This window comes from Sphingomonas bacterium (assembly GCF_903642285.1).
In the GTDB taxonomy this organism is placed as follows: domain Bacteria; phylum Pseudomonadota; class Alphaproteobacteria; order Sphingomonadales; family Sphingomonadaceae; genus Sphingomonas.
Map to the genome: position 1 here is coordinate 59,877 of NZ_CAHJWJ010000008.1, position 12,121 is coordinate 71,997.

Annotated in this window: 10 protein-coding genes and 2 pseudogenes; 3 read left to right on the forward strand and 9 right to left on the reverse strand. The window is 61.6% G+C overall.

Annotated features, from left to right (window positions below; all coding sequences use genetic code 11):
- Positions 1-71 precede the first annotated feature (71 nt).
- The 6 genes from HUU99_RS05955 to HUU99_RS05980 all read right to left on the reverse strand — a co-directional run bounded on the left by HUU99_RS05955 (position 72) and on the right by HUU99_RS05980 (position 6,329).
- Complete coding sequence (locus HUU99_RS05955) at positions 72-1,544, reverse strand: mannitol dehydrogenase family protein (RefSeq protein WP_174285662.1); 1,473 nt, start codon at positions 1,542-1,544, stop codon at positions 72-74.
- A 37-nt stretch (positions 1,545-1,581) separates the two neighbouring features.
- Positions 1,582-2,586, reverse strand: a complete 1,005-nt coding sequence (locus tag HUU99_RS05960; RefSeq protein WP_174285663.1) for an ABC transporter ATP-binding protein — start codon at positions 2,584-2,586, stop codon at positions 1,582-1,584.
- Positions 2,583-3,410 (reverse strand): carbohydrate ABC transporter permease, encoded by an 828-nt coding sequence (locus HUU99_RS05965; protein ID WP_174285664.1) that lies wholly within the window; start codon positions 3,408-3,410, stop codon positions 2,583-2,585. Before HUU99_RS05965 ends, HUU99_RS05960 begins: the two co-directional genes overlap by 4 nt.
- A complete protein-coding gene (locus HUU99_RS05970; protein ID WP_174285665.1) occupies positions 3,407-4,246 on the reverse strand; it encodes a carbohydrate ABC transporter permease in 840 nt (279 codons plus the stop codon). Before HUU99_RS05970 ends, HUU99_RS05965 begins: the two co-directional genes overlap by 4 nt.
- A 47-nt stretch (positions 4,247-4,293) precedes the next feature.
- Positions 4,294-5,490, reverse strand: a complete 1,197-nt coding sequence (locus HUU99_RS05975; RefSeq protein ID WP_217430795.1) for an ABC transporter substrate-binding protein — start codon at positions 5,488-5,490, stop codon at positions 4,294-4,296.
- A 140-nt stretch (positions 5,491-5,630) separates the two neighbouring features.
- On the reverse strand, positions 5,631-6,329 hold the full coding sequence (locus HUU99_RS05980; RefSeq protein ID WP_174285667.1) for a nucleoside/nucleotide kinase family protein: 699 nt from the start codon (positions 6,327-6,329) through the stop codon (positions 5,631-5,633).
- A gap of 248 nt (positions 6,330-6,577) precedes the next feature.
- Between HUU99_RS05980 and HUU99_RS05985 the strand changes: the two genes are divergently transcribed.
- Positions 6,578-7,303: a TetR/AcrR family transcriptional regulator gene (locus tag HUU99_RS05985; RefSeq protein ID WP_302479973.1), complete on the forward strand. Its 726-nt coding sequence runs from the start codon at positions 6,578-6,580 to the stop codon at positions 7,301-7,303.
- Between the two features lie 495 nt (positions 7,304-7,798).
- Here HUU99_RS05985 and HUU99_RS05990 read toward each other — a convergent pair whose 3' ends face one another.
- Entirely contained in the window at positions 7,799-9,088 is a 1,290-nt protein-coding gene (locus tag HUU99_RS05990) for a tyrosine-type recombinase/integrase (RefSeq protein ID WP_217430796.1), read from the reverse strand.
- A 385-nt stretch (positions 9,089-9,473) separates the two neighbouring features.
- On the opposite strand from HUU99_RS05990, the pseudogene HUU99_RS05995 reads away from it, so the two are divergent.
- Positions 9,474-10,064, forward strand: a pseudogene (locus HUU99_RS05995) (DUF932 domain-containing protein); the annotation flags it as partial.
- Between the two features lie 75 nt (positions 10,065-10,139).
- Positions 10,140-10,681, forward strand: a pseudogene (locus tag HUU99_RS06000) (ATP-binding protein); the annotation flags it as partial.
- A gap of 149 nt (positions 10,682-10,830) precedes the next feature.
- Here the strand turns inward: HUU99_RS06000 and HUU99_RS06005 are convergent.
- A complete protein-coding gene (locus HUU99_RS06005) occupies positions 10,831-11,463 on the reverse strand; it encodes a TetR/AcrR family transcriptional regulator (RefSeq protein ID WP_174285670.1) in 633 nt (210 codons plus the stop codon).
- 129 nt (positions 11,464-11,592) lie between these two features.
- On the reverse strand, positions 11,593-12,117 hold the full coding sequence (locus tag HUU99_RS06010) for a cytochrome C (protein ID WP_174285671.1): 525 nt from the start codon (positions 12,115-12,117) through the stop codon (positions 11,593-11,595).
- Positions 12,118-12,121: the final 4 nt, after the last annotated feature.

The window sequence follows — 12,121 nt, forward strand, 5'->3', positions numbered from 1 at the left end:
GAACGGGAACCGGTGTCAATGTAACGCAACATTCACATTGAGTCAATAGGGGCTTTTCTATCCCTGCCGTCCTAGGCACAATCTTCAGATGCCACCTCGCGCAAGACTTCGCGAACTCCGTACGTGTTCAACCGTTTGAACCACTGGTTTGTCGCTCCTACCAAGCGTACGTTCCGGCCGACGTCGCCAAAGGCTGGATAGAAGCCCAAAACAGCATCAAGGTTGTCATGCGCTGCCGCGGCGCGGCGCATCAGCTCAACGGAGCCGGCAATGTCCTTTTTCTCTGCGGCGAGCCGAGCGTCCAGCCGGACCCGGCTGCACCAGGCCGCAAGGGCAAGTGCCAGCAGCTCAATCGGAGCGCCAAGGGTTAGCCGGTCGCGCAGCGGATCCAGGAGCAGGTTGAGTGGCGCATCGCGATTGATCCGCTCGAGTGTGTCGCGAACGGCCGGGTTCCCGAACCGAGCAACCAGCGTTCGCTTGTATACGGTAAGATCGATCCCCGGCACCGGTGGGACGGTTGGCCCGGTTTCCTCATCCATAAGGCGCATCATGTAGCTACGGATCGATTTGTCCCCGATGGCGTCAAGCACAGTGACATGCCCGTCTAGCGCTCCAAGGCTGGCGATCGCCAAGTGGCTGGCATTCAGCAATCGAAGCTTCATGGTCTCATAGGGCGTCACATCGGAGACGATCTGCACGCCGACCCGCTCCCACGCGGGCTGCTCGGCGACGCTCGCGTCCTCCAGCACCCACTGACGGAAACGCTCCGCCACCAGCGCCGCCTCGTCCGCGATACCGGTTGCCATGTTGACTGCTTGGATGTCGGCCGGCGTCGGAACGGGTGTAATGCGGTCCACCATAGCGTTTGGGAAAGCGCCGTAAGTTTCGATCCACGCCCCCAGCCGCGCGTCGGTCGCAGCTGCTAGCGTCATTACGGCCTCTCGCAGTACGCGGCCATTATGCTGAATATTGTCGCAACACAGTGCCGTGAAAGGAGAGAGCCCCGCTGCGCGTCGCCGTCGCAGCGCCTCCGCGAGCAAGCCGGGCACTGATCGAGGCGCTTGTGGGGTTTCTAAGTCCTGCCTGATTTCCGGGAGGTCAGCATCTATTTTCTTTGTTGCCGGATTAAGACCGTAGCCGCGTTCCGAAACGGTGACACTGACGATCTTGGTGGCTCGGGCGGTCAAGGCATCGAGCAGTTTGGAGGCGGAGGTCGATGCATCGATCACGCCACAAAGCGAGCCGATGATAGTGCTCGCCTCGCCGGCAGCATCGCGCTCGATCAAAGTATATAGGTGATCTTGCGCGGCCAAGCGCTCGAGCAATCGGCTGTCGCTCTGCCGTAAGCCGCTGCCGACAATCCCCCAGCGGGTCGCGTCGGGATCGACTGTCATCAGGTCATGGACGTAGCGGGCCATATGCGCGCGGTGGAACCCGCCCAAACCAATATGAACGATGCCGGCCGAAACAGCACGCGGATCATAGGCCGGTTGGCAGATCGAGTTTGGAATCTCAGTCAAGCTTGACCGATTCAGCCGGATCATAGTTCTAAGCTTCTGAAAGCGTTGCTATTGCTGATCGTCAGGACGTGCAAAGCGACTGGCCCTGCTGGTCGAACCGATGCACTTGGCCCGCGTTGGAGGCCAGATTGACAGCGTTGCCGGCGGCCGGAGCGATACCGTCCAGCAACCGGACGCACACCGTTCCGCCTTGGCGGAGCTCCACATGGACAAGGATTTCGTGGCCGAGGTCTTCGACCGATATCACGGTTCCGGGCCAGCCCTTGCCTTCTACAATTCTGAGATGCTCGGGACGCACCCCGATCGACGCCGCTCCATGGTCGGCCGCCACTGCCCCTCGGATCAGGTTCATCTTAGGCGAGCCGAGAAAGGTTGCCACGAACTGATTGACCGGTCGCTCATAGAGCGCACGCGGGGGCCCTGACTGCACCACTACACCTTCGTGAAGCAGCACGATGCGATCAGCCATGGTCATAGCCTCGACTTGATCGTGAGTCACATAGACGGCTGTAGATCCAAGAGCGGTCTGGAGGCGGCGGATCTCGATCCGCATGCTCGCGCGCATTGCCGCGTCAAGGTTTGACAATGGCTCGTCGAACAAACAAGCTCGAGGATTTCGCGCGAGAGCGCGCCCGATGCCGACACGCTGACGCTGTCCGCCGGACAAGGCTGCTGGTTTACGCGCGAGCAGATCGGACAGGCCGAGCAGTTCTGCCATATCGGCCACCCGCCGTTGGATCTCCGCGCGCGCCACGCCGGCCATCATAAGCGGAAAGCCTATGTTCGCCGCCACCGTCATGTGCGGATAGAGAGCGTAAGATTGGAACACCATTGCCAGACCGCGATCGGCGGGAGAGATATGAGTGACATCGGCGCCATCGATTAGAACGCGGCCCTGATCGACATGCTCTAGCCCAGCTATGAGGCGCAGCAGCGTTGATTTGCCGGAACCGGACGACCCCAGGAGGACGACAAATTCCCCTTCATGCACAACAAGATCAATCGACTTTATGACAGGCAGGTCGGTAAACGCCTTGCTGACATTGGCGAGTTCTATGCTGCTCATTTTACGGCTCCAAAGGTAAGGCCTCTTACGAGCTGGCGCTGGCACAGCCAGCCGACGACCACGACTGGCGCGATAGTGAGAACAGATGCTGCGGAGAGCTTGGCCCAGAACAGCCCATGCGGAGCGGAGAAGGAGGCGATGAAAGCGCTGAGCGGCGCAGCATCAACGCTGGTGATATTCAGCGACCAGAAACTCTCGTTCCAACCGAGAACGAAATTGAGCAGGAACGTCGAGGCGATGCCCGGGACGGTCATTGGAATTAGCACGAAGAACAGCTCGGCCATCGGGCTCGCGCCGTCGAGCCGGGCTGCCTCCAGTACTTCGCCCGGTACGTCTTGAAAAAAGCTGAAAAGCATACAGACTACCAGTGGCAACGCTGCAGTGCACAGCATCACCGTCAAGCCAAGGCGAGTATCGAGCAGGTGTGCATCGCGCAGCAGGAAATAAATTGGCGCCAGCACGCCCGCCGGCGGCAACATCCTGGTGCTCAGCATCCAAAGCAATGTGCTCCGCGTTCGCCGTCCCGGCAGAAACGTCATGGCATATGCGGCGGGCAATCCGATTATGATCGCAATGATTGAGGAGGCTGTCGCAGTGATCAGCGAATTGATCGCCGCTGGGCCGTAATCGCCTCCGGCCAGAATGGATCGGTAGTTTTCGAGCGTGAGATGAAAGCCGAACAGCCGGGGTGGCGTATGAAACGCCTCTATCTCCGTCTTGAAACTTGTTAACAACATCCAGAGGATCGGGAAAGAAATAGCGAAGGCGCACAGCCACGCTACCGCGGTGATCAAGATCTCTCGCCGAGTGGATTTGCGGATCATTGTCGTTGCTCCAGCCTTCGCCCAGCCAGCCGGGCGAAGGCTGCGAACAACAGGTTGGCAAACAAAACTACTACGATGCCGGCCGCGGCCGCTGCGCCGATGTCGAATCGAAGCAGCGCCTCAGCGAACACTAAGAACGACAACGTCGTAGTGGCGTTCCCGGGACCACCGGCGGTGGTCACGAAGATCTCGGCGAATACCGCGATCAGCGCGATTGTCTCGATCAGGACTACGAACGCGATCGGTCGAAAGAGGTAGGGAAGCAGGACATGCCGGAAACGCGCCAGCGCTCCAGCGCGATCAAGCGTCGCCGCTTCGAACTGATCCTGACCAATCGATTGCAAGGTCGTCAGGAAGACAAGCGTACCGAGCGGCAGCCACGACCAAGACAGCATGATTACAATTGTGCCCAAGGGTAAGCGGCCGACAAAGTCTATCGGTGGCAGGCCTACGCCGTGCAGCAGTGCGGCGACGACGCCCGAAACGGGATTCAGAAGCAAGTTCTTCCATAGCAGCGCGGTGACCGTAGGCATCACGAAGAAAGGCGAGATTACGAGTAACCGGAGGACGCTCACTCCGCGGATATCGCTGGCGAGCAGCAGGGCAAGCGCGATGCCGAGCACAATGTCGATCGCGAGCACTCCCACGATGAGCATGACCGTATTGACGATTGCCCGAACGAAGTCCGGGTCCTGTAGAAAGGTCACGTAATTGCGCGCTCCAACGAACCCCGCGCTTGGCTCGAGAAGGTGGACATCGTGCACTGAATACCAGAGCGTCATGACGAGCGGCACCAACGAGGCGACCGTGAGCCAGCCGACTGCCGGCGCCGTCATCCAAAAAGCAAGGCGGCGAGCGTGGTGTGCCGAGGTTGCCCCCCTGCTCACCGCCGGCGACCTGCCATCAGGCGTTCGGCTCCGGCCTGCGCCGTTTTTGCTGCGTCGAGAGGTGATGTTACACCGGCAGCTGCGGCGGAGAACGCTTGGCCCGCCTGCGTTCCCAAGGCTTGGTACTCAGGTATGGCGGCGTACTGCACGCCTTGGTAAGGTACCGGCAAGACGCTCGGCCGACTGGGATCGGCGCTGTTGATCGACCGCAACACGATGGGGGAGTAGGGCTGCGCTGCAACGGCGCGATTGGCGTAGAAGCTGGTGCGTGTGCCGGGTGGAACATGCTCCCAGCCTCGATCTCGCGCGAGCAGCTCCTGATATTCCGGACCCGTGGCCCATTCCACAAAGCGCTCGGCCTCCTGCGGGTGTCGCGCACCGGATGGCACGCCGAGCGCCCACACAAACAGCCAGTTGGACTTCTTGCTATAGCCATGGTCCGGCGCGAAAGCGAAGCCGACAGTCCCTGCCACTGCGGAGGTACGGGGGTCGCTGAGCGAAGCGGCGGCGACCGTCGCGTCGAACCAAATGGCGCACTTGCCTGATGCGAAAAGCGCCAGCATCTCGTTAAAGCCGTCACTTGATGCGCCGGGCGGGCCTGTTGTACGAACCGCCGCGACGTAATCGGTTAGTGTGCTGATCCAGGCTGGCGACGTGAACTGTGGTTGCCAACGCATGTCGAAAAGGCGCGCGCCATAGGCGTTTGCCATTGCCGTGAGTACCGCCGTATTCTCGCCCCAGCCAGCTTTGCCGCGTAGGCACAGGCCATAGATCCCGTTTCCGGGATCATGCAGCCGGGCGGCGGCTTTGTAGATGAAGGGCCAGCTCGGCTGTTGCGGCATGGAAAGGCCGGCGCGGTGGAACAGGTCCTTCCGATAGTAGATCATGCTACTCTCGCCATAAAACGGTCCCGCATACAGGTGGCCGCCGCGCGACACGGCCGCGCGGATCGGTGGCAATAGGTCGTTGATCGCGTAACTTGCCGGCGGGCGAATAGGACGGATCAGGCCGAGCCGCGACCAGATTGGCACTTCAAATGAGCTCGTAGTAACAACATCGAAGATGCCGGAACGGGTCGCGACGTCGATGGTCTGCCGTTGCCGAAGGACATTTTCCTCTTGCACAATCCAACGCAGCTTGATGTCTGGATTGGCATGCTCGAAAATGGGAGACAATGCCCGCAGTGTGAGCATATCCTCGTTGTTCACCGTAGCAACTGTTAGGGTGACCAACTTGGGCTGATGGCGATTGCAAGCGCCCGTCGCTACGGCCACGACGCACGTCATGAACCTGAGCGAGCGGCGGAGCCGCGGCCATTGTGTAGTTTCCGCGTTCAAGACGCGCTGTCCACGTCAAGCGGCCAACTTAAAAGGCGAGTCGCACGTTCGCGCGTCGCTTCGATCAGGCTTGCGTTTGGCATGTCCGTTGCGTCAATCCAGGCGTCGGCTGCGCCGACGCCCCGCCCGAAGCGCATATGACGCTCTCGAAGCCACGTCCTTCGGAGTAGTTCCGGTGTATCAAGGTACCAACTCTCGTCGAGCAAACCGCTCACTCCTGCCCAGACGTCGCCGAGCAGGAGATAATTGCCTTCGACGATGACGAGGGGTACGCCCGGCGGCACAGCGATCGTTCCGGCGATCGACTCCTCAATTTCGCGGTTGAATGCGGGTGCATAGACCGTTTCGCCCGCCGTTGGGCGCCGGAGTCTTACCAAGAGCGCGATGAAACCCGCAGGGTCGAAAGTGTCGGGCGCGCCTTTCCGATCAGCGCGCCCGAGCCGCTCCAGTTCTGGTTGAGCCAAGTGGAAACCGTCCATCGGCACGACCACCGCTTGGTCTGGCATGGTCGCCGCTAAGCGCACCGCCAGCGTCGATTTGCCGCTGCCGGGGGCCCCGACGATGCCTAGCAGTCGACGGCCGCCACGGGCGCACAGCTGGCTGATCCACTCCTCGAGCGTACCAGAAGTCACGGCCAGACCTGAACTGCGAACCTCTCGACGATGCGACCTGTCGGCCGGTGTGCGCAGCGCCATACCTCTCCCCATTCGCGGCAATTCGTGCCTATCATTTATCATTAAATCAATGTGGCGTAACATTCACATCCGATATGTCAAGTGCGAACTCCGACGCCGTGTCGCGCCAAGCTTCGAGTCGTGTGCCATCTCCTCCGCCGGCCTTCTCAGCCGACCGGAAGCGCCGTATTGTCGGTGGCGGCGGAGATGCGTTAGCGACTTGCCCTTCCAGGCACCGGCCACTCGGGCCAGGTGCCTGTCTCTAGAAGATGAGGATCGGAGTCCTAGTGCAGAAACCGTTAGACCATACGAGCCGTGAAGTGAGATCAGAGGCCGAGCCCGGATCGGTTAAGAGCGCGAGGGGCGACCGTAAACGAGGGCGCACGTATCACCACGGCAATCTGCGTGAAGCGCTGCTTGCGGGGGCGACGCGCTTGGTTGCGTCGGGCACCGCGATACGCTTGACCGTCAAGGAGCTCACCGACGAGATGGGCGTCACGCCTGCGGCGTTCTATAGGCACTTCACGAGCGTCGAGCAGTTGCTCGAGTCCTTGTATTTTGAGGGGCTAGACCTCCTTGAGCAGGTCGAGCGTGACGCGACGACTGCCAGCAAAGAGCACGACGCGGGCGACTACCTAAAGCTCTTGGTCGCCTTGGTGCAGGCCTATGCGCGCTTCGCGCTGGAATATCCGGGCCACTTTCGGCTCGTTGCAAACTCCGACTTTGGCGCGCGTCCAGCGGCGGAGCAGAAGTATCGCCCCGCAATCAAGATGATGGTCGATGCAGTAAAGGACGGGCAAGCGGCAGGGCAGATCATCGAAGGAAACCCTCGTGATTTGGCGATCGCAGCATGGGCTACGCTGCACGGCCTGACTACGCTTTTCACCGGCGGACCAATCAAGGCCGTGTTACAGACTCGTCCGGCCCGAGCACATCAACTTGAGGAGGCAGCTGCCAACATGATCCGTCGAGGTCTTGCTCGATCGCAGGTCTGACAACCGGTGGGCCTCAAAGCTGAAGTGCGCGCTACCTGCAGCAGGGATAGGTTAGCGCATGGGGCGACAAGATACATGACCTTACCATCGGCGAGTCCAACGTGATCCGTTGGAGTTGGAGCTGCTTGAGCGCCATCGCCCGTGCCATCATCGCACTCGTTGGTCCGTCCAGCGTTCTTCGGGCTGAAACGGAATTTACCTGACGAAGGTATTGCTTCCGTGCGGGTCCACACGTTACTCGGAATCGCCCGAGTCCAGCCGAGCAGACGGCTCTGCTCCTTCGGACGGTGCGAAGCGAGAGATCGATGGCCTAGAATTGCCTACCGCTCTACCCGACCAAGTCGTCGCCGTCGCAGCGATGGTCGATCACTCTGCCCGACCGATCTCGGCCTCCGAAATTGCACGGCTCTTCAAGAACAATCGCGCTTCATCAGTCCTCCCTGTTCTGGATGCACTCGCTGGAATGGGTCGTGTCCGCAAACTCGAAGACGGCCGTTACGCGGCGTAGCGATTAGGCGCCGAGCGGCTGTTCGACGTTGGCTTCTTGTCATCGCGAACGTTGCTGGCGCGGCCGTCCAGCAAATCGGCGATCTTCGCGGCGACCCTGTCAGCGGCTTCGCGCAAACCCTCTTCGATGTGAATGTACCCTTGGGTCACGCCGCGCTTCCCATGACCGAGCAGCGCCGCGATCGTCAGTTCCGAATAGCCCATATCGCCGGCGACGCTGCTGAACGTGTGGCGAAGCGTATGTGCTGTGACGCCCTCTATACGGGCGGCGATGCAGAGGCGCTGCAGCACTTCGGGCACTTGCTTGTAGTGGCTGTCGCCATAGTCAGAGGGAAACACGAACGGGCACCCGGCCATCTCGGGCTGCGCTCCGAGCACTGCCAGTGCCGCCTTTCCCACCGGGCGATCCTGCGCGCCCGACTTCGTATCCGGGAAGTGAACGGCACTACCTTCGGAATCGACCCAGGTGCGTTCGACCTCTTGGGCTTCGGATAACCGGAAGCAGGTGAGCGCGATCAGCCGCACGGCAGCTAGCCCCGTCGGATTCTCGTCGCGCGTGGCCGCGAGTTGCATCACGGTGCCGAGCTTGCCAAGTTCAATCGCGCTCAAACGTCGCGTTCGGCAGCTGCTGGCCATCCGGCGGGCGCCCTTTGCGGGATTGCTGCCGATGATGCCTAGGCGGACCGCGTGCTCGCACATCGAGTGCAGCGTCGAAATCACGCGGGAGGCCGCGCCATTACCGCCCGTCGTCGACCGGCCACGCCCCTTGCCCTTGTCGGCGGCGCTCTTTCCGGCCGCAATATCAGCTTGCATCGACTCGATGTCGGCCGGCTTCAGGCAGGTCACCTTTCGATGCCCGATCAGGGGACGGATATGCCGATTGATCCGGCTGCGCTCCATCCGGACGGTAGACGCCTTGATAGGCAGGCGTCGGCGTCCGAGCAGACGACCGGCCTCGGCCTCCTCAAGGTACCAATCGCAGACGTCGCCGATAGTCGGCGCCGCGCGCTTCGCCTCTTTCTCGTCCGCCGGATCAATGCCACGCGTGATATCCGCGAGCATTCTAATCGCCTCTTTGCGGCCTTGATCGACATTGAAGACGGGAAATCGCGCATAAGCGCTGCGGCGCAGCCGGCCGTCCGGGTTCCGATATTGGAGGACGTACGATTTCACGCCGGTGGAACCGACCCGCACCCCGAACCCCTTGAGTTCGCCGTCCCACAGAAAGGTCTGTCCCTCGCTGGGCACCTTTGCACTTTCGATAATGTGAGTGGTCAATTTACCAGGCATAGCGCTTTACCTCTGAAGGCGATATTACGTCACTCAGGGCGTCATGAAAAGTAATAAAGGCGTAGGCGTATTAGGGGATAGCGCCGGATATACATGAGTAGGTCGTCCTTAGCTTAACCATTGATATTACATGAAAAGCGGAGAGAAGCGCACGATCGGCGAGAGACGGATAGAGGAGCTACGATCCTTGGTAAGGCTGAGGTCGTGAGTTCAATCCTCACCAGCAGCACCAGCATTCCTGCCGGCGAGCCATTCTCGCCGGACCCTTTCTGTGGGAGGCCCCGTAATGCCTCAAGAGGAAGAGGAGATCGGCTCTTCGCCGTGACGGGTTGAGGTTGAGAGAGGCTCTCGGCGCCCGTCGTGGGGATCTCTCATAGCGACTGTCCTTTCCGATTCTCGCGCCTCCGGCGTTTCGCGTCCTGCACCCTCGGGAGCCTACAAGGTCGACATCAGCCGCGGCGAGCGGATCGGCCGCGTCTCCTCTGAGTGGTTCTCGCGCCCCGACGACGAGCGATTCCTGTCGCTAGGCGCGCTGCACGCAGCCGTCCGCGCCCGCTCCGAGCGGTCGACCGCCCGCACCGTCGAGACCAAGGCGCTCCGCGTCGAGGCGAGCCGCGACGATGCGGAGCGGCTGTCGCTGATCCTGCCCGGCCAGGATATGCCGGTGGCACCCACCCACTGGTCGTACGGCCAGCTCTGCAGCCTGGTTGGCGCACCAGCCAGCTACATGCGCCAGTTGCCCGCACCGCTCGCCGGCATCAACCTCCAGCACGGCCTGCTCTCGCACCGCGCCGAGCTGGTGAAGACCTTGGAAGCCGACGACGGGCGTATCGAACTGCGCGCCGTGACCGGTCCCGACTACGGCCGCATCTGGGATTACGAGCTGGTCGAAGCGGTGATGCATATCGCCGGCGACGGCACTGGCGACACGCGCTGGAAGGTGCCGGGGCTGCTCGACTGGTCGGATCGAGGTCCGGCGCGACGCCAGCGAAGAACCAGACGGACGCCTCCCGCTCCGTGAGCCCCTTTCGCCGGCGGGTATGTCCTGCGGCGCGAGAACATCATCGCACTGGGCAACAGCGGCACGGGCAAGACGCATGTCGCGCTCGGCCTCGGTCTGGCCGCCTGCCAGAAGGGCTTTACGGTCGCGTTCACGACCGCGGCTGCGCTGGTCAGCCAACTTCTGGAAGCGCGAGACGAACGCCGCCTGCTGAAGATGCAGCGCGACCTTGCAGCGGTGAAGCTGCTGATCATCGACGAGCTTGGCTATGTGCCGCTGTCGCCCACGGTGCCGAGCTGCTGTTCGAGGTGTTCTCGCAAAGGTACGAGCGCGGCTCCACGATCGTCACTTCCAACCTGCCGTTCGAGGACCGGACCCAGGTGCTGGGCAGCGAACGGCTCACCCGCGCGCTGCTCGACCGTCTCACCCACCACGTCAGTATCCTGACGATGAACGGCGACAGCTATCGACTGAAGCAGTCCGCTGGGCGTCGCCGCTCCGCTGCCAGGGCGGAGCAAAACCAGGCCGCCGAGATCATCGACCCCGAAACCGGCGAGATCACCACGTATGATCGACGATGACGACGATAGGAAGAGGGCCCCGCTCGGGGCCCTTCATATCGTCAGGCCCGCATCAACAATGGCCTCTCCGCCCCGCTGGCCTGGCATCCGACCGGCGTTGACACCCGCTCGCGTACCGAGTCTGTCACTATGTCGGGGAACGTCAGCGCTTAGGTCGACAAGTCGCCCACTTTCATGGTTTTGACCAAGTGAAGAAGCGATCGCACGGCTAACGTCTTGATCTCGGGCATCTTCGGTTCCCAGGGCTTCGAATAGCCCGCGAAGATCGTGGTCCCCTCGATGGTGGCGCTGATGAACAAGGCAATTGTGCGGCAATCCTCTTCGGACAAGGCGCGGTTCACCTCTTTGACCAATCGGGCAAAGCCCTGCTGCGCCTTGGCGTAGAATTCCTGCACGAGCTGATCGACCTTGGGATTGTGGTTCGCCAGCGCCCAGAGTTCGGGAAAGAGGTTGGTCGTCCGCTTCGATCGGATGTCGTCCAGCGTGAACGCGATGGCGCGCTCGAGTCGCTCGTCCGGATCATCGGACACGTCGCTCATGATCTCGGCGGTAAGGTCGGCATAGCCTAGCAGGATGGCTTCGAGCAGTTCCTGCACAAGATCTTCCTTGCGCGGAAAATAATAACTGACGTTGCCGACCTTCGTGCCACATGCGGCCGCTATTCGCCTTAGCGTAAAGGCCCTTGAACCTTCCTCGACCAGGACGTTCAGCGCGGCACGGAGAATTTGCTCGATCGTTTCCACGCTGCAGGCATACGCACCTTGCCGCGTCCGGATCTTCATCACCGGAACATCTTTCTGATCCTGTCCCATCGGCTCCGCTCTTATCAGTTGCGGACCCATGCCAGTTTTCCTGCAATCCGCAAGTTCCCCGCGCTCGAGGATGCACGGCTCGCTACCATAGGATACCGGTTAACCTGCCTTGCCGCCGGGTGACGCCGGGTACAGCAGCCGCAGCGATGCCGGTGCCTTGCACGCGCGGATGACCCGCTCGACCAGTTTCACGCGAAGCGCCTTCAACGATACCTCGGACAGTGCGTGCGGTCGTTCCCGGCTTACCTCCGCTTCGGTGAACGGCGGACTGGACGGCGGCGTGCTGGGTCCGCCGAGCGTGAAGACAACATAGTTCAGCAGATCGGCGAGTTCGGCATTGTCCGTGATGCGGGAATGCGCGACGTTCGGCAGCTGGATCAGATAGGCGCGTGCGGCGGGATCGCACAGGAAATAGCCCACTCGGTCGCGTAGCACCGGGAGGAGCGCAGGTGCCGAATCGCCGGAGATGCCGTGGCACCCCCCGCAATTCTCGACATAATCGGACCGCGCCTGCACCGGATCGGCGATCTTGCCGGCGGCGACCTCCGCCACCGCTGCGCCGGCCGCGCCTGTGCACGACAACAGGGCCAGCAGCATCCAACGACGAACGCTACCGGCGGTCATGCGC